This window comes from Amphibacillus jilinensis Y1, from assembly GCF_000306965.1.
GTDB classification, from domain to species: domain Bacteria; phylum Bacillota; class Bacilli; order Bacillales; family Amphibacillaceae; genus Amphibacillus_C; species Amphibacillus_C jilinensis.
This window is the reverse complement of the sequence record NZ_JH976435.1, coordinates 649,024-669,967: the sequence shown is the minus strand read 5'-3', so window position 1 is coordinate 669,967 and position 20,944 is coordinate 649,024. Positions and strand designations below refer to the sequence as shown.

The 20,944-nt window shown below is 35.6% G+C and carries 26 protein-coding genes; 22 read left to right on the top strand and 4 right to left on the bottom strand.

Translation table 11 applies throughout. The annotated features are described in order from the left end of the window. Window positions 1-110: 110 nt before the first annotated feature. Window positions 111-299 (top strand): hypothetical protein, encoded by a 189-nt coding sequence (locus B494_RS0110200; protein ID WP_017472300.1) that lies wholly within the window; start codon window positions 111-113, stop codon window positions 297-299. Here the strand turns inward: B494_RS0110200 and B494_RS0110195 are convergent. From B494_RS0110195 to B494_RS0110185, 3 genes are all read right to left on the bottom strand, one after another. After that, window positions 296-1,078, bottom strand: a complete 783-nt coding sequence (locus B494_RS0110195) for a YqhG family protein (protein ID WP_017472299.1) — start codon at window positions 1,076-1,078, stop codon at window positions 296-298. The two genes, B494_RS0110200 and B494_RS0110195, sit on opposite strands and share 4 nt — an antisense overlap. Beyond that, window positions 1,056-2,687 (bottom strand): DEAD/DEAH box helicase, encoded by a 1,632-nt coding sequence (locus tag B494_RS0110190; RefSeq protein ID WP_017472298.1) that lies wholly within the window; start codon window positions 2,685-2,687, stop codon window positions 1,056-1,058. The genes B494_RS0110195 and B494_RS0110190 overlap by 23 nt, the downstream gene beginning before the upstream one ends. A gap of 402 nt (window positions 2,688-3,089) precedes the next feature. Beyond that, window positions 3,090-3,506 carry a rhodanese-like domain-containing protein gene (locus B494_RS0110185; protein WP_017472297.1) on the bottom strand — a complete coding sequence of 139 codons (417 nt, stop codon included), beginning with the start codon at window positions 3,504-3,506 and terminating at the stop codon, window positions 3,090-3,092. Between the two features lie 186 nt (window positions 3,507-3,692). Here B494_RS0110185 and mntR point away from each other — a divergent pair, with 186 nt between their 5' ends. Both mntR and B494_RS0110175 read left to right on the top strand, forming a co-directional pair. After that, entirely contained in the window at window positions 3,693-4,115 is a 423-nt protein-coding gene (gene mntR, locus B494_RS0110180) for a transcriptional regulator MntR (RefSeq protein WP_017472296.1), read from the top strand. 92 nt (window positions 4,116-4,207) lie between these two features. Then, complete coding sequence (locus B494_RS0110175) at window positions 4,208-5,098, top strand: patatin-like phospholipase family protein (RefSeq protein WP_017472295.1); 891 nt, start codon at window positions 4,208-4,210, stop codon at window positions 5,096-5,098. Between the two features lie 264 nt (window positions 5,099-5,362). Here B494_RS0110175 and B494_RS0110170 read toward each other — a convergent pair whose 3' ends face one another. Further along, entirely contained in the window at window positions 5,363-5,737 is a 375-nt protein-coding gene (locus tag B494_RS0110170; RefSeq protein WP_017472294.1) for an SA1362 family protein, read from the bottom strand. A 173-nt stretch (window positions 5,738-5,910) separates the two neighbouring features. On the opposite strand from B494_RS0110170, the gene B494_RS0110165 reads away from it, so the two are divergent. The 19 genes from B494_RS0110165 (at window position 5,911) to B494_RS0110075 (ending at window position 20,482) form a co-directional block, all read left to right on the top strand. Beyond that, entirely contained in the window at window positions 5,911-6,378 is a 468-nt protein-coding gene (locus B494_RS0110165; protein ID WP_017472293.1) for a YqhR family membrane protein, read from the top strand. A 116-nt stretch (window positions 6,379-6,494) separates the two neighbouring features. Further along, window positions 6,495-7,556 carry a M24 family metallopeptidase gene (locus tag B494_RS0110160; protein WP_017472292.1) on the top strand — a complete coding sequence of 354 codons (1,062 nt, stop codon included), beginning with the start codon at window positions 6,495-6,497 and terminating at the stop codon, window positions 7,554-7,556. Between the two features lie 88 nt (window positions 7,557-7,644). Next, complete coding sequence (efp, locus tag B494_RS0110155) at window positions 7,645-8,202, top strand: elongation factor P (RefSeq protein WP_017472291.1); 558 nt, start codon at window positions 7,645-7,647, stop codon at window positions 8,200-8,202. Window positions 8,203-8,422: 220 nt separating this feature from the next. Then, window positions 8,423-9,397 carry a stage III sporulation protein AA gene (spoIIIAA, locus tag B494_RS0110150; RefSeq protein WP_017472290.1) on the top strand — a complete coding sequence of 325 codons (975 nt, stop codon included), beginning with the start codon at window positions 8,423-8,425 and terminating at the stop codon, window positions 9,395-9,397. Further along, window positions 9,342-9,851 (top strand): stage III sporulation protein SpoIIIAB, encoded by a 510-nt coding sequence (gene spoIIIAB / locus B494_RS0110145; protein ID WP_026065219.1) that lies wholly within the window; start codon window positions 9,342-9,344, stop codon window positions 9,849-9,851. Before spoIIIAA ends, spoIIIAB begins: the two co-directional genes overlap by 56 nt. 15 nt (window positions 9,852-9,866) lie before the next feature. Further along, window positions 9,867-10,073, top strand: a complete 207-nt coding sequence (gene spoIIIAC / locus B494_RS0110140; protein ID WP_017472288.1) for a stage III sporulation protein AC — start codon at window positions 9,867-9,869, stop codon at window positions 10,071-10,073. A 4-nt stretch (window positions 10,074-10,077) separates the two neighbouring features. After that, window positions 10,078-10,467 carry a stage III sporulation protein AD gene (spoIIIAD, locus tag B494_RS0110135; RefSeq protein WP_017472287.1) on the top strand — a complete coding sequence of 130 codons (390 nt, stop codon included), beginning with the start codon at window positions 10,078-10,080 and terminating at the stop codon, window positions 10,465-10,467. A 23-nt stretch (window positions 10,468-10,490) separates the two neighbouring features. Continuing rightward, on the top strand, window positions 10,491-11,672 hold the full coding sequence (gene spoIIIAE, locus B494_RS0110130; protein WP_017472286.1) for a stage III sporulation protein AE: 1,182 nt from the start codon (window positions 10,491-10,493) through the stop codon (window positions 11,670-11,672). Between the two features lie 138 nt (window positions 11,673-11,810). Beyond that, window positions 11,811-12,419, top strand: a complete 609-nt coding sequence (gene spoIIIAF, locus B494_RS0110125) for a stage III sporulation protein AF (protein WP_017472285.1) — start codon at window positions 11,811-11,813, stop codon at window positions 12,417-12,419. Window positions 12,420-12,421: 2 nt separating this feature from the next. After that, complete coding sequence (spoIIIAG, locus tag B494_RS0110120) at window positions 12,422-13,066, top strand: stage III sporulation protein AG (RefSeq protein WP_017472284.1); 645 nt, start codon at window positions 12,422-12,424, stop codon at window positions 13,064-13,066. 1 nt (window position 13,067) lies between these two features. Continuing rightward, on the top strand, window positions 13,068-13,667 hold the full coding sequence (locus B494_RS0110115; protein WP_017472283.1) for a SpoIIIAH-like family protein: 600 nt from the start codon (window positions 13,068-13,070) through the stop codon (window positions 13,665-13,667). Window positions 13,668-14,101: 434 nt separating this feature from the next. Continuing rightward, window positions 14,102-14,581: an acetyl-CoA carboxylase biotin carboxyl carrier protein gene (gene accB / locus B494_RS0110110; protein WP_017472282.1), complete on the top strand. Its 480-nt coding sequence runs from the start codon at window positions 14,102-14,104 to the stop codon at window positions 14,579-14,581. 9 nt (window positions 14,582-14,590) lie between these two features. Then, the gene (gene accC, locus B494_RS0110105; protein WP_017472281.1) at window positions 14,591-15,955 is read left to right on the top strand and encodes an acetyl-CoA carboxylase biotin carboxylase subunit; all 1,365 of its coding nucleotides are present in this window, start codon (window positions 14,591-14,593) and stop codon (window positions 15,953-15,955) included. 42 nt (window positions 15,956-15,997) lie between these two features. Continuing rightward, complete coding sequence (locus B494_RS0110100; RefSeq protein WP_017472280.1) at window positions 15,998-16,393, top strand: Asp23/Gls24 family envelope stress response protein; 396 nt, start codon at window positions 15,998-16,000, stop codon at window positions 16,391-16,393. 362 nt (window positions 16,394-16,755) lie between these two features. Further along, complete coding sequence (gene nusB, locus B494_RS0110095) at window positions 16,756-17,139, top strand: transcription antitermination factor NusB (protein WP_017472279.1); 384 nt, start codon at window positions 16,756-16,758, stop codon at window positions 17,137-17,139. Between the two features lie 17 nt (window positions 17,140-17,156). Continuing rightward, window positions 17,157-18,008, top strand: a complete 852-nt coding sequence (folD, locus tag B494_RS0110090) for a bifunctional methylenetetrahydrofolate dehydrogenase/methenyltetrahydrofolate cyclohydrolase FolD (RefSeq protein WP_017472278.1) — start codon at window positions 17,157-17,159, stop codon at window positions 18,006-18,008. An 18-nt stretch (window positions 18,009-18,026) separates the two neighbouring features. After that, window positions 18,027-19,376: an exodeoxyribonuclease VII large subunit gene (gene xseA, locus B494_RS0110085; RefSeq protein WP_017472277.1), complete on the top strand. Its 1,350-nt coding sequence runs from the start codon at window positions 18,027-18,029 to the stop codon at window positions 19,374-19,376. Further along, window positions 19,369-19,605: an exodeoxyribonuclease VII small subunit gene (locus B494_RS0110080; protein ID WP_017472276.1), complete on the top strand. Its 237-nt coding sequence runs from the start codon at window positions 19,369-19,371 to the stop codon at window positions 19,603-19,605. The genes xseA and B494_RS0110080 overlap by 8 nt, the downstream gene beginning before the upstream one ends. Beyond that, window positions 19,598-20,482: a polyprenyl synthetase family protein gene (locus B494_RS0110075; RefSeq protein ID WP_017472275.1), complete on the top strand. Its 885-nt coding sequence runs from the start codon at window positions 19,598-19,600 to the stop codon at window positions 20,480-20,482. The genes B494_RS0110080 and B494_RS0110075 overlap by 8 nt, the downstream gene beginning before the upstream one ends. The last annotated feature ends 462 nt before the right edge of the window (window positions 20,483-20,944 follow it).

Sequence of the window (20,944 nt, the reverse complement as noted above, 5' to 3'; positions counted from 1 at the left end):
ATTGGTCGTTGCGTGAATCGGACATTAGCGTTCGTTGGCATCCACCTAAAACGATCTACTTTGAAGTGGTATTTTACGGGTGGTTATCTATGATAAAAAGGAGTAGGCTTATGGCTGACCAATCAACGATTGAATTTATTATTGAACTAGTAGTCGATTACCACCAGAGAACCAAAACACCTGAGAGCAACAAAGAAAAATCAAATCACAATCAGCAAATTAATTTTTCGGAAAAGTGGTTTGGTATGTTTCCAAACGTCATTAAACATACATTTGACTCTATAGCTAATCAAGATTAAGGTTCTGCTAAGTAGAACATTCCGCCATTTATGACCTGAAGTGAAATTTTAGGTTGATAAATGGCTTTTAAATTTTCTTTTTCCTTCAAATAGTGATTCTCATCAACGCTTTGCTCACGATCTTTAGAATAATTTAGTAATTGAATTTCTTCTTGAAGATGTTGATATGAAGCTTCTGCCCATTGATGTTGCTTAGCTTGTAATTGTTCTAGTATAAAGTGTTCAATTCTCAAATATCCATTTCTAACTTGAATAAGTGGTGTAATAGGATAACAAAAGTCTGGGATGGTAGTCGTCCATTCTTTTTGCTCTAACCATTCAAAAGCTTGATCAATAATTGTACCGTTGATAAGATGAATGCCATAGGATTTTAGATCTTCTTCCTGTTGTTTCCCTATATAACTCATCTTCACATTTATAATCAACCATGGATAAAGGGCCGTTTGTTGCCTTGGTGCTATGCTTTGATATAATTTTGTGAATCTACCTTTTGATAATGCGTCATTACAAATTTTATTGAATCGTTCTGTCCCAAAAGAAAGATAAGCCCTATCCTTATTCGCTTTATTATATTGCGTGGTAATCTTTAATTCCAAAGGTGACCCGACTTGATTTAATTTTCTAACATATTGCCAGTAGAAGGGGCGATTCATTAATCGCTCATCCATTTCTTCAGTAAGTTGAACATTTAAGGTTCCATCTTTTTTATTGGAGTTAACTTGACAATGATTAGTAGTGAAATAAGTGACAAGAAAGTCATGAAGATTCTCTATTGCCATTATGGACATCCTCCTCTTGTGCATAGTCTATGACCTCAGCTAAATTGTTCATCTTTACCTTTATTTCTCCAATTGATTTAGATTGACACACCATTTGCGTTATTTCTTTTTCTAATGAACCAAGGTTAAGTTCAGCCAAAATATGATCAAGGTGCCCAATAATTCGCTCAAACAAGTGGATTTTATTATAGAGCAACTGTAAGACATGTTCTTCTATTGTTTTCTCTATACTGAAATTGTAAATATGAACATCATTTTTTTGTCCAAAGCGATGAATCCGTCCTATTCGCTGTTCGATACGCATCGGGTTCCAAGGTAAATCGTAATTGATTAAGTGATTGCAGAATTGGAGGTTAATGCCTTCACCACCAGCTTCAGTTGCAATTAAGACTTGGGCTTGTTCTTGAAAGAGTTGCTTCATCCAATCTTTTTTACCACGCTTAAATCCACCACGAAATGGTACTGAAGAGATTTGATTTTCTTTTAAAAGCCACTGCAAATAAACTTGTGTTGCTCGATATTCTGTGAAAACAATACATTTATCATTAATATCCTTTATTAATTTAACTAATTGTATCGCTTTACTGTGATGCGGAAGTTGTCCTAAATCAGCTACTAATTCATTTGTTAATGGGCTGTCTTCTTTTATAAGGGTTGTATATAAGGCCTCTCGAGAAGAACAGAACTCTCTTAAATAGAGGGTTTTGTTAACGGATTGATGACCAAGTGTTGCTTGCTCAAGCTTTTGATAAAAGTTATACTCTTCTTCGGTGAATGTAACGGAAATGTTTTTTATGTGACGTTTGGTCCAATCTAGAACAGTTTCGTGACGCAAATTTCGAACCATCACTTTTTGAATTAATCGTTGTAAATGTTGATCAAGGTCACGTGTTGGTTTGTCAAAGCGTTTTAGAAATGTTTGCTGATCGCCTAATAGACCTGGTTTCAACAATGTAACTAGATTAAAGACATCATTTAACTTATTCTGTATAGGGGTAGCTGTTAAAAGTAAACAATACTTTTTTGATAAGGCTTGTACAAATTGATAATTTTTCGTATTGTTATTTTTTAGTTTATGAGCTTCATCAATTAACAATAAATCATATGTTTGTGCTAATATCGCTTGACAATGAGGCTCTCTTTTAGCTAAATCTAACGAAGTAATCATAATATCATCATTTGTCCATACGGGTTTTTTCTTTGCGATGGTTGTTTGAATAAAAAATTTTTCATGTAATTCGCTAGCCCATTGGTTGACGAGAGATGCAGGGACAATGATAAGTGCCTTCTTTATCAAACCTCGCAAAATATATTCTTTTAAAATCAATCCGGCTTCAATTGTTTTACCCAGACCCACTTCATCAGCTAAAATGGCCCGGCCGTTCATTTCGTGAATGACTTTACTTGCCGTGTCTGTTTGGTGTGGTAGAAAGTCAATGTGGTGTAGTTGATCTAATGCTTTCAACTTATTTGAACGCGGAATAAGTAATGTGTCTGCAACATGATAAGCTAACTTGAAGTGCTTCCAGTCAGCTAATGTTTGATTTTGGTCTATACCTTCTAAAAGGTGATCAATAAATTCTAGATCACGTGTTAGTTCGATATGCATCGTATAACCCCACCTTCACTAGCTAGTATAACCAATAATAAAATTTTAATAGCAAGTGCCTAATGAAAATATAAACGCTTGGAACAAGAGGGTTAGCTTGGTCAATTTCGTCAGCTATCAAAAGTGGCGATTACCCAAGAAGCCACCACTTCAAGCAAACCACAAGAGTGATAAGTGGTGGGAGTAGTTCACTCATTCTCGTATATTGTAAAACGCTGAAGGAAGTTAAAGTACATTGAGATTTTATCGATCATTATGAAGAAACAGGTCTGCTACACAGCTTTCTTTAGGATACAACACAAAAAAGATGAATGATAATTTGATTAAAACTTATCATTCATCTTTCGCTTTAACTATTTACTTTTAACATCATCTGTTATTGATATAAGGAGAGGACATTAATTAATACTTTGGTTTGTCCGTTTTTTTAATTTTACCTTTCCACTGCTTAAAACCACCTTTTAAATCATAAAGTTCTTTGTAGCCATTTTTGTAGAGCAACCAGGCTGCCCGACTAGATCGAGAGCCAGATTGGCAATATAAATATAATGGCATGTCCTTACGCAGTTCTTTTTGGCGTTGTTTTAATTGTGTAACAGGAATATTTCTAGCTCCCCATATATGGCCAGCATCATATTCCTTTTGTTCACGTACATCAATAAGCTGTGCCTTTCTATAACCTTCTTTAAACTCGGATTCAGTTAAAGTAGTAATAATCTTTCTTGTTTTAAAGTATCGATATAAAGTGTAACCAATATAACCTATTACGATGATAAGTAAGGCAATCCAGTCCCATGCTAATCCAATAATTAAATTCATCTCTTTTTCCCCTTTATTTCAGTCTGCTTTTATTATACGATGTTTAAATCTATTTTTCAAAATGAAAATATTAAGATTAAAATGTAAAAATGAATTCACTTGTCTAGATGTAAAAACTATTGTATCCTTTAAGGGAGAATTATTGGATTAGGCAGTTTTTTTTGCATGGAGAATTGGAGGACGATTATGCCAACACCAAGTATGGAAGACCATATAGAACAAATTTACTTATTGATTGAATCAAAAGGGTACGCGCGAGTATCAGATATAGCAGATGCGCTTGAAGTTCATCCTTCCTCCGTTACCAAAATGGTTCAAAAATTAGATAAAGATGGTTATCTAAATTACGAAAAATATCGAGGCTTGATTCTAACTGCACAAGGAAAAAAGATAGGAAAAAGACTCGTTTACCGTCACGAATTATTAGAGCAGTTTCTAGCACTAATTGGTGTAGATCAAGAGAACATCTATCAGGATGTAGAAGGTATTGAGCACCATTTAAGTTGGAATTCAATCGATCGTATTGGTGATTTGGTTCAATATTTTGAAATAAATCCCAAAAGAGCCGAGGAATTAGCAGAACTAAGACAAAAAGCTGATCAAGAATAAGTAAAAACAACCGATTTACAATATTGTAAATCGGTTGTTTTTTTTGGTTACTCAGCATAGTTTTTAACAAAAGCGGCCAAAGGAGAATGACAATGAGGATAGACGGTGTATTTTCTGGTGGAGGCGTAAAGGCGTTTGCATATATTGGCGCATTGGAAGCAATTGAAGAGAGACAGTTTGAGTTTGTTCGGTTGGCAGGGAGCTCCGCGGGTGCAATGGTAGCAGGACTAGTAGCAGCAGGTTATCGTTCATCAGAGTTAAAAGCATTAATGCTTGATCTTGATTTAAAGCAGTTTCTTGATGGTTCAAAAGTGGAAAAGTATTTCCCTTTTTTGAAATGGCTATCATTATACAAAACGTTTGGGCTATACAACGGGAAAGCTTTGGAAGATTGGCTGGGTAAACTTTTAGCAAAGAAGGGGGTTTATACCTTCGATCAACTTGAGAGCCATCAATTAAAATTAACTGTTGCTGATTTAACACTAGGTCGCTTAATTGTAATTCCAGATGATTTGAAAAAAATTTATGGCTTATCACCTGAACAATTCTCTGTTGCAAGAGCTATCCGCATGAGTGCAAGCTTACCTTATCTTTTTAAACCAAAAAAGCTCTATGATCAGGAAGCGAGAAAACATTTGATTGTCGATGGTGCTTTGTTAAGTAGTTTGCCACTTTGGTTATTTAAGAAACCAAAGCAAAAGTTAGAACGACCTGTACTTGGATTTCAATTGCAATCTAAAGAGCAATACTTGACAAACCCTCAAATCAATAATGGCTTAGCTTACACGAAAACATTAATCGTAACGATGCAACATGCACTAGACTTAAAATATATCTCCAAATTAAATCAACCAAATATCGTCTTTTTAAATGCGGATCATATTAACATCGCAGATTTCTCCTTAACGAAAGCGACTAGAGAAGAGTTGATAAAAATAGGTAAAGAAAAAACCAATGATTTCTTACAGAAACAGTTTAGATAACTTTGATGGAGAATAGCTTCTGCGCATGTTAGCTATTTTCTATCAAGGTGCAGCAGGAGAATGTCAATAATAAAGAATTAGCTAAATTGAATAGCTAGACAATTGTTTATCACAGATCATCGTTCATAAAACACCCACTTCAAAATAGCGCGTAGATCTAGTTTATTTGAGCGAGAGTTAACGGACGCTAATGCCTTGACTCCCGCAACAACCAATCAGCGGGAGAAAAGCACCAAAAGCGCCCCCGCTGATTGCAGGTTCGCTTTACAATGATGCACGTCCCTTTCTATTTGATTTTTTTCCATCAATCACTCTGAGATGCGGTGGATTATTAGAACGTTTCTTGCTAAGAGGTGAAACGGATTTCGGTCTTACGTGTCGTGATTTTGTAATAGCAGTTTTTTTATTGCGTCTTTTGGATTGTTTAACGGCTTGTCGATATTTCTTTAGCTCATTCGTTGTTTGTTTGCGTAGGAAAAAGACATAGACTAAAAGATAAACAATCGCAACACCACCAATAATCATCATAATATTTCTAAGGAAGCTTGATGAGTTAAAGAATAATTGGTTAAACAATCCTAACCCAGCTAGACTTAGTAATAGATAAATCATGAGAGGGGTACGGTAATTTCTTTTCATAGGATGACCTCATTTCTTTGATCAAAGTTATTTTAATAATCTTTTCCCTCATTATTAATTTTGTAATCAATCATTTACATATATTATCGGCAATAGATAATATTTTATTCAAAAAACCATAATTGAATAAATCTTTTTCGCTTTGGTTAACTTATCAGTTGAGGTGAAGCAAAATGTTAGATAACAACAAAAAAACAGAAACAATTCAAGTGTTAAGATGGCGGGTTTGTATAACAGGGTTGTTTGCTGGGCTGTTATGGGGCTCTGTAGCTGCCGTTGCGTCCTTTTTTAACTTCACAAAAGTTACTCCATATACATTGATTTTCACTCCATGGACAAATGAACAATGGGGAAGTCGTTGGTTTAGTGAAATGATTTCCATACTTGTTATTAGTATTATATCTATTTTTATTGCATTTGTTTATTATTTATTCTTAAGACGGTTAACAGGTATAACGCCCGGAATTTTATTCGGTTTAGCCATATGGTTAGTTATCTTCCTTGTTTTTTCGAATTGGTTACCTGCGATACCAAGATTAGCAGAGCTTGACCAACATACTTTGGTGACAACCCTTTGTATTATGATTATGTATGGTGTTTTTATTGGCTACACTATTTCATATGATTTTATGGATCAATAATCGACTGATAAAGGTAAATGAACAGAATGATATTGTCGTCAAAACATATTAATATGTGATACACTTAAATTTAGGGTGAATATTTAATTGATCTTTTAGAAGGGTGGAACATATTGATGGACAAAATAAAGCAAGTCCGTGAAGTGTTAATTGAACAAGACTTAGACGCTCTAATTATCACTAATCCATACAATCGTCGCTACATTAGTCAATTTACAGGTACTGCTGGTGTTGTATTACTAACAACAGATCGACAATTTTTTATAACAGATTTCCGATACACTGAGCAGGCAAATGAACAAGCCGTTGGTTTCGAAATTATAGAACATAAAAAATCGGCTATTGATGAAGTGCATCGATTAAGTGAACAATATCAACTTAAGCGAATTGGATTTGAGCAGAATGATTTGTCATTTGCTATGTTTCAACAATATGATCAGCGGATTGAGGCTAAGCTCCTTCCTACTGAACAGATAATAGAGAATATTAGATTGATTAAAACAGATGAAGAGTTAGCCATTATGAAAGAAGCTGCATACATATCAGATGTTGCTTATGATCACATCCTTAAAACGGTTCAACCGGGTATGGCTGAAATTGAAGTAGCAAATGAATTAGAGTTTTTTATGAGAAAAAAAGGTGCCACATCATCAAGTTTTGATATTATTGTCGCATCTGGCTATCGCTCTGCGCTCCCGCATGGTGTAGCTTCTGAGAAAAGAATTGAAAATGGAGAATTAGTCACATTAGATTTCGGTGCATTCTATCAGGGGTACTGCTCTGATATGACAAGAACGTTTGCTGTCGGTGAAATATCTGAAGAACTTCATGATATTTACACGACTGTACTGGATGCGCATTTAAAAGGACTGGAGGGTACGAAAGCTGGTATAACTGGTAAACAAGCGGATGCACTAACGCGTGATTATATTAAAGAGAAGGGCTATGGACAATATTTTGGACATGGGACTGGGCACGGATTAGGTCTAGAAGTCCATGAAAACCCACGGCTTGCTCCAACATCAACAACAATTTTGAAAGAAAATATGGTTGTGACCGTCGAACCGGGCATTTATATCCCTAAAGTTGGCGGCTGTCGTATTGAAGATGACATTATCATTACCGCAGATGGAAATACAAGCTTGAATAAAGCACCAAAAGAGCTTATTATATTATAGGTGTGGCTTATATAAATCTAGAGAGATTAATGAAGTATACAAGCTTTCTTGCAGTAATTTTACAATAGGGTATGAGGGAGGAACCATAATGATTTCAGTAAATGATTTTAAAACAGGTGTAACCATTGAGGTAGACGGAAATATTTGGCAAGTCATGGAGTTTCAACACGTTAAACCAGGAAAAGGCGCTGCCTTTGTTCGATCAAAGTTACGGAATTTAAGAAATGGTAATATCCAAGACAAAACATTTAGAGCCGGTGAAAAGGTTGCAAAAGCACATATTGATAATCGTAAAATGCAATATTTATATGCTTCAGGCGAATTGCATACTTTCATGGATATGGAAACTTATGAGCAAACCGAAATTACTGCAGGTCAAATTAGTTATGAATTAAAGTTTTTAAAAGAAAATATGGAAGTGAATATTATCTCTTATCAAGGTGAAACGTTGGGTGTTTCTTTACCAAACAATGTTGAATTAGAAGTAGTAGAAACAGAACCCGGGATTAAAGGAGATACGGCTAGCGGTGGCTCTAAACCAGCGGTAATGGAAACAGGCTTAACTGTGCAAGTTCCGTTTTTCGTAAACGTTGGTGATCGATTAATTGTAAGTACATCAGACGGTAAATATGTATCACGAGCATAATTACGTATAACTAGAGAAGTTATCATGAAGGCAAGAGGATTTATTCCTCTTGTCTTTTTTCTATTTAGACGACGTGTGAATAAAGCGAACCTGACGCTTATCTGTGGTGAATAAAGGAGTGAATATTTTAAAGCATTCTGTCAATTCTCTCGGTCATATTCATATATGGTAATCATATATTAGAAATAATGATAGCTTGGTTTATAAGGAGGGTATATATATGGTTGCTGATCAACTAATAGCTTTATTTCCTGAACATTATCATCAAAAATTAAAGATGTTAAGTAATGATTGGAACGATATTGAAGAAATTAGAGTGCGCATAAATCGTCCATTAGAGATTATTAAACAAGCAACCTATAAAATGTTTGAAGACATGGTAGTTAATGAATTAGATGGTCAGTTTATTTTGAACCAATTAAGTGAATATTCACGTTATCGATTAGAAGAGGAATTACGAAATGGATATATCACAATAGCTGGTGGACATCGTGTTGGGATAACAGGTAAAACGGTATTACAGCATGGAGCCGTCAAACAAATTCAAAGTATTTCGTCATTTAATATTAGAGTTGCTAAGCAAAAAATGGGGTGTGCCAATCAGATGATCAAGCATATAAAAGCAAACTTCAGCTACTATAATACACTTGTAATCGGACCACCTCAATCTGGAAAAACAACTCTACTACGTGATTTATCACGATTAATCGGAAATGGTTGGGGCAATAGCGCTGCAATGAAAGTAGGGATTATTGATGAGAGATCTGAGATAGCGGGTTGTAAAAACGGTATTCCTAATTATCAAATAGGTCTTCGAACAGACATATTGGATGGTTGTCCAAAAAAAGAAGGCATGATGATGATGATCCGTTCTATGTCTCCAGATGTTTTAATCGTAGACGAAATCGGCTCACAAGACGATTGTTTTGCTATTCAAGAAGCCATTCGATCAGGTGTTAGTGTGATATGTTCAGCACATAGTGATAGCTATATTAACCTTAAAAAAAGAAAACCATTACGTTCTTTATTAGAACAACAATATTTTGACCGATTTATTCTTTTAGGTCGACATCAACGCAATCAAACGCAAGTGCTAAATAGTAAGGGACAAGTTATCGAGATGAACCGGGGTGATAACAATGAATTGGATTGGAGCAATACTCTTGATAAGCGCTTGTTCCTTGATCGGATTTGATCATGCTAATCGATTAAAAAAAAGACCTGAACAACTTCTGTTATTTAAAAATGCTTTGCAGATAATGGAAGCAGAAATAATCTATAGTCAATTTCCAATTTCAGATATTTGTTTGCATATTGCAAATCAAATAAGCAAGCCACTTGATGTATTTTTTAACAATATTGGCGAGCAAATGAAAAATAACAATCAACTAGATAATCTATGGAAAGAAGAAATAGAGCAGTTAGATATGAGTTCTTCATTAGATCGAAAAGACCTTGATATCTTACGTCAATTTGGCGCTACACTAGGGCATTATGATTTAGATCAACAACAAAAGCAACTACAGTTAACACTGCTTCATTTAGACCGACTACTAACAGAAGCGCAAAAAAATTGCTTGCTATTTAGTAAAGTGTATCGAGGAATTGGAATACTCACCGGTATTTTGCTTGCACTTATCTTGATATAGAAAGGGGTAGATAATATGCACCAAGATGCTTCAATAATATTCCAAATTGCCGGAATTGGTATTGTCGTGGCGATGATTCACACCATACTTAAACAACTAGGAAAAGAAGAATATGCTCAATTTATTACATTAGTTGGCTTTATTATTGTATTAATGATGGTAATGGATAGCATAGCAGATCTTTTTCAACAAATAAAATCTGTTTTTTTATTCCAAGGCTAAAGTTATGTTTATTGTTCAGATCATAATGATCGGAATAGTAGCTAGTCTACTCATTACGCTAATAAAGCCCTATCAACCAACTATTGCAATGGTTTTGCTTATTATCACAACATGTTTACTTTTCTATTTTATATTGTCACCCTTAGGTGAAATTATTGATTTATTGCGATCCTTAGCTGGCCAATTCCAGCTTGACTTTATTTATTTAGATACGATCTTTCAAATCATCGGTATTGCATATTTAACGGAATTAGGATCTCAATTAACGAAAGACGCCGGACTTAACTCTATTGCAACTAAAATTGAATTAGTAGGTAAAGTGTTTATTTTAATTGTATCAGTTCCCGTACTTACTGCAGTAATTGAAGCCATTATTCACTTTATTCCAAATTAAGTGAATTTTTCTGGGAGGCAAACATGCAAGTTACGAATAAAGTATTATATTTGGTAATCATCTTGCTTTTCTCTGTTCAATCATTAAGTTACGCACAATCGGCAGACATTCCCCAGGTAGAAGATGAAAATATCGACCTCTTTGATGAACTGAATCTATCCGACTTTGAAGCATACTGGGATGAAATTAGATATGAATACCAAGACTATTTGCCTGAAGTTGAAAGAATGACAGTTAAAGATTTAATAAATAGTAATCATTCCTTATCGATAAAAGACTGGATAGTAGCTTTTATTAACATGATTGGTTATGAGGTTATCGCGAATGGCAAGTTACTTGGACAGCTTATTGTTATTACGATTATCTCTGCATTAATTAAAAATATACAAACAGCGTTTCACTCAGAGTCGATTAGCACGGTCGCTAACTTCGTTTTAATGTTATTACTAACGACCCTAGCGTTACAAAGCTTTAGTATAGTCAGTCAATTAATTACAGTTACCATTAGTCAGATGCATGGTTTTATAATAGCACTTTTACCGTTATTACTAGGTTTAATGGCAACTTTAGGGGGGATTATTTCGATATCTTTTTTCCACCCCGTTATCGTTACGTTTCTACATTTAATAGTTGTCTTAACAGATAAGGTGATATTGAAACTCATTTTCTTCTCATTCCTTTTACATTTAGTTAGCTTACTAAATAAGACTTTCCAATTAACTAAATTAGCTGACTTATTCAGACAAATAGCACTCGGTATGCTGATGGTTAGCTTGACCGTTTTTTTAACTGTTTTGTCTGTTCAAGGAGCGACAACAGCTATTCAAGATGGTTTAGCTATCAAAACAACTAAATTTGTTACTAATAATTTCATTCCAGTGGTCGGTCGAATGTTTTCTGAGGCCACAGATACTATATTTGCAGTTACACAAGTATTAAAAAATGGCCTGGGAATATTCGGCTTAGTAACCATATTGTTAATTGTAGGTATTCCAATTATTAAAGTTGCTATGATAGGTTTTAGCTATAAAATGGCGGCTGCTATCCTCCAACCTATAGGGGAGAGTCAAATTGTTAAGTGTGTATCGATAATTGCTGAACACATTTTTTATTTATTGGCTGTTTTATTAGTTGTCTCGTTCATGTTTTTAATGACGATTGTTATGCTGCTTATTGCAAGCAATTTAACATTAATGATTCGATAAAAAACCTTCAATCAGTCGGCGCTTTCGTTCTTCTCCCCCTGATTGTTAGCTGAGTGAATGAGGACATTAGCTGCGTCCATTAACTCTCACCTAAAATAAACTAGATGCGGACGGTTATCTGTGATAAAGGAGGCTGACATGACCTATTTAATAAATTGGATTAGTCAAATCATTATCTTAATGATGCTTATGGTGATTATAAGCATGATTTTACCTGATCATAAAATGAAAAAGTATGTTCAATTCTCTCTATCACTCATTTTTATATTGTTTTTTATTGAGCCGATTACTGAATTATTTAATCTTAATATCAGTAATGAATCAGACAAAGTTATTGACTTTCTTTTTAACGATGATGCAAGTAAATCGGTAGAGGATGCGGTTGAACTGCAAAAAAAAGAAATACAAGCTTACAATGATGCATATGTTATAGAAGAGCTAGCCAATCGATTAAAAAATAATTTAGAAGAATCACTTGTCAATGAATTCGGATATACACTAACCAATGTTGTAATAGACGCAGCATTATCGGGGTCCCTTGATTTTCAAGACTTAATATTTCATTTCCACTTTGACCAAGCTCAACAACATACAGGAGAAATCGCTCCAATTACAATTGATCAAACGGATCGAAGTCGTCAAAAACATGATGACTTCGATTATGACAGACCCATGCTATTAAATTGGTTAAGTCAGAAATTAGAAGTAGATCAAGAACAAGTCATTTTGTACTGGGAGGGGGGGTAGTATTGGACAATCCATTCAAGAAATTGCTCGATTGGTTAAGTAAACAGCAAGGAAGTAAATCTAAGTTTAGCAAGTCTAGTTATCTAATAATTTTAGCATGTTTAGGTGTTTTTTTACTTTTGCTCAACCAGTGGTTCACTGATGATAATCAGTCGATAGACAATGGTATTAATGAACATGAGAGTATAGAGGGGGATGAGACAGATGTCTTTCTAAATAAAAGTAGTGATGATCCGCTCTTTGAACTCGAACAGGTTTATCAGGATGACTTGGCAAATATGCTTGAAATGATTAATGGGGTGGCTGAAGTTGAGGTTATGGTGAACTTGGATGCAACAGGTGAACAAGTATTTGAAAAAAACTTAATTGTTGGAACACAAACTACAGTGGAAACAGATCAAGGAGGTGGGACAAGAAATATTGAAGATTTAACCGAAGAACAGCAAATAGTCATTATTAGACAAGGTGAACAAGAAATCCCTTTAGTTGTTCAAAGTAAAAAACCTACAGTTCGTGGTGTTTTAGTTGTAGCAGAAGGTGTAGAGCAAATGCATCTTAAACAGTCGGTTACAGAAGCAGTCTCTCGTGTATTAGATGTTCCGCCACACCGAATATCAATTATGCCAAGGAGTAAAGGAGAGGGTTAACGTGTTAAAAAAACAAACGGTTTGGTTATTAACCTTATTAAGCTTAATGATTGTTCTTAGTGTATATTATATGAATTCACCCAATGAAGAAGATTTTGCCTTCATTTTTCAAGAAGAAGATGAAGAGACAACAGAAATGACAAATGAAGACGATATTGAAATAGAATTATCAGATGAGAACATTGATGAGGATTCAGGAGAAGTAGATGAAGATGTGGAATCTAATATATCATCAATTACTTCTGATGAAGAATTGTTCACATTAATTCGAATGGAACTTGCTCAAACAAGAAGCAGCCGCATTGAACAGTTAGAGACTGTAGTTGCCTCAAGTACAGCTTCAACTGAAGAGAAAAACAAAGCCTATGATGAAATGAAGAAAATTGATCAATTATCTACAAAAGAGCTTATTGTGGAAGAAACATTGAAGTCTGAATATGATTACGCCGATGTACTCGTTCGTTCAATGAATGAGAACGTGGTAGTGACTGTTAAAGCCGAGCAGTTATCCGAAACTGAGGCCAATCAAATTATGCGAATGGTTTATGATGAATTTGGCCCTATGCAAGTAGAAGTAAAGTTTCAACCTTCGCAAACATAAATAAACAAAGCGCAATTATAGCAATTGCGCTTTGTTTATTTATTAGCATGTATAAAACTATTTTTGGATAATCTAAATAAAAGCGATAGCTGGCAAAGTGAAAGGTTAAACACGCATAAAACGAACGAACCCTCAATCAGTGTGCGTTTTCTTTCGTGTCTACTGATAGGTTGCTTAGTGAATCAGAAGATTAGCGTCTGTTATCAACCATCTAAATAGATTAGCTCAACACTCTATTTTGAGGTGGACCGTTATCCGGGATAAATAAATGGACGAGCTCTAATAAGCCTTTTATTCATTTAAGCTTGTTAACTTGAACAAAAAAGAATAGTTGAAGTTTCAGTCATCTTTTAATAAAATGTTAAGAGTAATCATTAGTACCTGTTATTAATATTTTGTTTTTGATATTTATTATGTCATGAGGAGTGGTAACATTGTTGAAAATTAGTGAAATTAAAGATTTAATAAAATGTTTAGATGAGTCATCATTAGATGAAATGGTCTATGAATACGAAGGTGAAAAGATAAAGTTAAAGAAAAATCAACCCGTTTCTTATACTGAGCCTGTTTCTTATGCTCAATCCCAAAAAGTTGAGCCGCCTCGTACAGAAGCAAGCCTTCAAGAGGCTGATGAAGATTCAATTGAGGTGACGGGAGGATCTGCACCCATTTATGATTATCAAATCACTTCTCCTATGGTTGGAACGTTCTATTTGTTCTCTTCGCCCGAGAGTGGTCCATTCGTTGAAGTGGGTGACCAAATTACTAAGAACACAGTGGTTTGTATTGTGGAAGCCATGAAATTATTCAATGAAATTGAAGCTGAAGTAGACGGGGAAATTGTTGAGATATTAGCTGAAAATGGTGAGCTTGTTGAGTATGGACAGCCTTTATTTGGCGTGAAGAAAAAATAGGAGGCTATTATGATTAAAAAGATATTAATTGCAAATCGTGGTGAAATTGCTGTGAGGATTATTAGGGCATGTAAAGAGCTGGGTATTCTTACAGTAGCTATATATTCTGAAGCCGATCGAGATGCATTACATGTTCAATTAGCGGATGAGGCTTACTGTATTGGCCCTGCCAATAGTCAAGAAAGTTATTTGAATTTTACCCCGATTATGAGTATTGCTAATTTAACTGAAGTTGATGCCATACATCCTGGCTACGGCTTTTTATCAGAAAATGCCGATTTTGCTGAGATCTGTGCGAAGTGCAATATTACATTTATTGGTCCGAGCGTCCATGCGATACAAAAAATGGGGACGAAAGATGTAGCTCGTGATACCATGAAACAAGCAAATGTTCCTATCGTTCCTGGTTCTGAAGGGATTATTGAAACAGAGGAACAAGCTATTCAATTAGCCGAAGCAATTGGTTTCCCAGTGATCTTAAAAGCTACAGCAGGTGGTGGTGGTAAAGGTATCCGTGTGGTTAGAGAAAAGCAAGATTTGTTAAAGTCACTTAAAGTGACGCAACAAGAAGCTGAGAAAGCTTTCGGAAATCCAGGTGTATATATTGAAAAGTTTATTGAAGATTTCTCCCATGTAGAAATACAAGTACTAGCAGATAACTTTGGAAATGTGATACACTTAGGTGAGAGAGATTGTTCTGTCCAACGTCGCTTGCAAAAATTGATAGAAGAGACCCCTTCTCCTGCCATTAATGAAACCATTCGTGAACAAATGGGGGCTTCAGCGGTAAAGGCTGCTAAAGCGGTTAACTATTCCGGGGCAGGTACGGTTGAATTTATCTTCGATAAGAAAGAACAAAAATTTTATTTTATGGAAATGAATACACGTATTCAAGTAGAACATCCTGTCACCGAAATGATAACAGGGATTGATTTAATTAAAGAGCAAATTAAAGTCGCTAGTCACCAGCCATTGACCATTAAGCAGAGTGATGTTGAATTTAATGGTTGGGCTATTGAATGTCGTATTAATGCAGAAGATCCAAATCGAAACTTTATGCCTACCCCCGGATTAATTGATCTTTATTTACCACCTGGAGGGTTAGGTGTTAGGGTTGATTCTGCAGCTTATCCAGGGTATAAAATACCACCATACTATGACTCGATGATAGCTAAATTAATTACATATGGTCAATCTCGGCAAGAAGCTATTGATCGTATGAAAAGAGCGTTAAGTGAATTCTTTATTGAAGGTATTTCTACAACGATTCCATTCCATAAAAAAGTGTTAGAGCATGACGTGTTTTTATCAGGTGATTTTAATACAAAGTTCCTTGAGTTACATCCAATTATGGAGAATCATTCAAAAGACTAGGGCAGCAATTCGTTCGATTATCGTTAAAGGGGTGGATCTAAAGTGAGTGAGCAAACCATTTTAAATGTAAGTGAAGATTCAAGCTTAGGAAACGTAGAGATAGCGCCTGTTGTGATTGAAGTTATAGCAGGTATTGCAACTACTGAAATCAAAGGCGTTTCCTCAACGAGGGGCAACTTTGCTACTGGAGTTGCAGAGCGTTTTGGACTTAAGTCACACGGTAAAGGTATTAAAGTTGAATTGACTGAAACCGGGGTTGCAGTCGATGTGTTTGTTGTTTTAGATTATGGTGTAACCATTCCAGTAGTGGCGCAAAAGATACAGCATAATATTAGACAGACTTTAAAGACAATGACTGCACTTGACATTGAAGAAATAAACGTACATGTTGTAGGCGTACAAATGGAGAAGGATGTCCAACAAGAGAATCCTAATTAAACGATGAAGTAAGTAGGTTCCAGTTGTCCTTTCAATGAGCTGGCTTTTTAAAAAGTCAGCTTTTTTTTTATGAACGGGAACGTTAATAACGCTGGTTAATTAAAGGATCGAAGCCTTTTTAAAAATGAAACTCAAATCACTGGGCGTTTTCGTTCTACACCTTGGTCGTTGACTGAATCAGACATTAGCCTCCGATAGCTTCTGCCTGGACGAGATCGTTCTTTCTCTTACCTTAATGGATGAAGTTGGGGTGGATGCGATGTAGCTTTTTTTAAGTAAATTAGATATGATAGTATTGAGTTTAATGATGTGTTTATTGAACGGATAATGGTAGTATGTATAGCTGAATAAGGAGAATGGATATGAATCGAAGAACTGCAAGAGAAAAGGCATTTCAAATACTTTTTTCGATCGATAATGAAAATTTTGATGTGCAAGAAGCAATGGCGTTGATAATGGAAGATCAAAGTATCGATCAGTTTCTTGACACATTAGTTAGTGGTGTAGTAAGCACTAAAAAATTACTTGATGAAAAGATAGAAAACCATTTAGAGAACTGGAGTTTTAATCGACTAGCTACCGTGGAAAGAACCCTTTTGCGGATGGCAACATATGAAATGTTTTATGAACTAGAGACACCTAAAGGCGTAGCTATTAATGAAGCAGTGGAGTTAGCTCATGTTTATGGGGACGAGAAGTCCGGTAAGTTCATTAATGGCGTTTTGTCTAAAATGAGTAACGACTAAATAAGGGGGATGTTAAAATGTCAGCACAGATTATTTATGGTGACCAGCTTGCTCAATCTTTACGTGAAGATATGAAACAAGAGGTTAAGAAATTGAAAAATAAAGGTGTTGTACCTAAACTCGTTGTTATTTTAATCGGGGATGATCCTGCATCTAAATCTTACGTTTCAGGGAAGCAAAAAGCGGCTGATTTTATTGGTATTGATTCAGAATTAATTACTTTGCCAAGTTCAACGAGTGAAACGGAGTTGTTAAAACTAATTAACGATTTAAATCACTCAAAAGGTGTTAATGGTATCTTAGTTCAATTACCTTTACCTGAACATATCAATGAACAGCATATTATTGAGGCGATTAATCCGGATAAAGATGTTGATGGCTTTCATCCAATAAGTATTGGAAGATTATTAACAAATCAAGACACTTTCTTGCCGTGTACACCATTAGGAATCTTAACCATGTTAAAGTCGAAAAATATAGAAATCGCTGGAAAGCATGTTGTCGTTGTAGGGCGTAGTAACATTGTTGGTAAACCTGTTGGTCAATTACTACTGAATGAACACGCAACGGTTACTTATTGTCACTCTAAAACAAAAGATATGTCATTGTATACAAAGACAGCAGACATTTTAATTGTAGCAGTTGGACAAGCCGGTTTTATCACAAGTGAACATATTAAGGAAGGTGCAACTGTTATCGATGTTGGTGTTAATCGAATAGAAGATGGTTCCCTAACAGGTGATGTGAATTTTGAACAGGTCAAAGAAAAGGCTGCTTATCTTACACCAGTTCCAAAAGGTGTGGGTCCTATGACAATAACCATGTTGATGAAAAATACCATTAAAGCAGCAATTGCTCAAACTAAATAAGTGTAGGAATGATAGAATATGAATCAAAAATATCTTACGGTAACAGCGCTAACGCGTTATCTAAAACGCAAGTTTGAGTTAGACGATCATTTATCAACCATATGGTTGAAAGCAGAGATTTCCAACTTTAAACATCACAGTCGTGGTCATATGTATTTTACATTGAAGGACGACAATGCCCGTATACTTGCAGTGATGTTCGCTGGATATAATCGTTTTTTAAAGTTTAGGCCAGAAGATGGAATGGATGTTATTGTAAAAGGGCAGGTAAATGTATACGAACCTCAGGGTCAATATCAACTTTATGTCCATGAGATGATACCGGATGGAGTAGGGGCATTACATTTAGCGTTTGAACAACTTAAAGATAAGTTAGAAAAGGAAGGGTTGTTTGATCAACAAAATAAAAAAAACATCCCTACCATTCCCCAACATTTAGGTATTGTTACTTCTGAAACAGGAGCGGCTATTCGGGATATTTTAACGACTATCAGGAGACGGTTTCCACTAGTAAAGGTAACGTTATTCCCTGCACTTGTTCAAGGTGACGGAGCAAAATTTGATCTTGTCAAAAAATTAGAGCAAGCCAATCATGATCAAACGATAGATACTTTGATTTTGGCTAGAGGTGGAGGATCTATTGAAGAACTTTGGCCATTTAATGAAGAAATGGTCGCAAGAGCTGTCGCAGCCTCTCGCATTCCGATAATCTCTGGTATCGGCCATGAAACTGATTTTACGATTGTTGATTTTATTGCGGATCTCCGGGCCGCTACACCAACAGGAGCAGCTGAGTTAGCTGTGCCATCTAAGAAAGATATCGTTAACCAAATAGAAAGTAATCGCCGAAGCCTGGATAGAGGAATAAGAGCAGTGATCAATCGAAATGAAGTAAAGCTAAATAAAATTCAATCGAGTTACGCATTTAAGTATCCTAAGCAACTCCTTTCTCAAAAAGAGCAGGAACTTGATCGATTAATAGAATCCATCCATAGAAATATGAAATCATATTTAACAAGACAGCAATTTCATTTTCAGCAACTTATGTCTCGATTATATTCAAAACATCCAACACAACAAATAAAATTAAACCAACAAAAAGCAAATTATTTGACCAATGCTCTAGAGAATAATTTTAAATCCCACTTTAGAAATAAAGTTGTTCAATTCGAAAAACAATTGGATAAGTTGAAAGTCCTTAGTCCACTTGAGACCATGAAAAGGGGCTATGGAATTGGTTATTCATCATCTGGAGGTTTAATTAAATCTGTTAAGCAAGTTGCTCCAGGCGAGCAAGTTACCTTTAAATTACAAGATGGAAATTTAGACTGTCAAATATGGGGGATAGAGGAGGATCAAAATGAGTGATGAAAAAAGAAGCTTTGAAGATGTAATGAGTGAATTAGAAAACATCGTAAAGAAACTGGAAGAGGCTGATATCCCACTTGAAGAAGCAATTGATTATTATCAAAAAGGTGTTAAATTATCTAAGTGGTGTGATGATAAATTAGCTGAAGTTGAGAAACAAGTTGCTCATATTGTGGATGAAAACGGAGAAGCAAAGGCAATCGCATTTGAGGAGTCAAAAGATGAATGAATTATTAAGTCAATTTGTTGATGTGAACCGACAAATTTTGAATGATACTTTACAAGAGATAATCATGAAACAATCGCTTCCAGAACGGTTGAAACAATCGATTCTTTATTCAATAAATGCTGGCGGGAAGAGAGTGCGGCCAGTATTAATGATAGCATGTTGTGAAGCTTTTCAGGGGGATAAGCGTAAGGTGCTTCCCATCGCAGCTGCGCTAGAAATGGTTCATACCTATTCTCTTATCCATGATGATTTACCAGCAATGGATAACGATGATTTAAGGCGCGGATTACCTACCAATCATATTAAATTTGATGAATCAACTGCTATTTTAGCAGGGGATGCCCTACTAACATTAAGCTTTCAAGTTATAAATGAGGCGGAAACTTTAACGCCAGAGGAAAAAGTCTATGCTAGTAAAAAATTGAGCTTAGCTGCTGGTGGTAGTGGTATGGTGGCTGGTCAAATCTTAGATATTGATGCAGAGAACAAAAAAATTGAATTAGAAGCATTAGAGAATATTCATCGTTTGAAGACTGGGCAATTGCTCATCTATGCAATGGAGATGGGAGCATATATGGCTGGTGCTTCATCCGAAAAGCTAGAAGCGATTAAAGATTGTGCCGACCAGATGGGATTAATTTTTCAGATTCAAGATGATATCCTTGATGTAAGTGGTGACCAACAAAAAATTGGTAAAAATATAGGTAGCGATCTAGAAAAGGAAAAAAGCACCTATCCGAAAATATATGGTTTAGAAGGTGCTTTAAAAGAGAAGCAAGAAAAAGTTGATATTGCAAAACAAATATTAGTTGATGTAGGTATACAAAGTTCAATGCTTGCAGAGCTGATTGATTACTTAAGTTATCGAGATCAGTAAGTCACTGTTTTAAACAGCTTTGATCAAATGGTCATAAACAATAAAATATGTTATACTATATACATAAGGAATGGTGCAGTATTCTAGTCGATTCTCCACTTCTGAAGGCAGGCCTAAAAATCTGCCAAAGGGCACATCGATGAAGTTCCTTGTGTCGGCTTGAGGCGCCCAGCCTTGGGTCGGTGCTGGGAGTTAAGGTCGTAGGGCGATCCACAAAGGCATGTGGGCGTTGACCCTACTTCCGCGGAGGCCCATCTCTGTTGTAGCTCTTTAGCCAAAGCACTATGATGGAATGGGGTATGAACCTGTACAGTAGGTGAAAAGGGGATCCTACTGACAGCGTAGCCTGCCTTGAGTGATTACTGAGGGGATTATAGTTATGCAAGTATTTGGTAGGCCACCAAATATGATGTTTCGTCTATATGAAATCAGAATTGCAAAAGAGGCTAGGAAGTGGTTAAG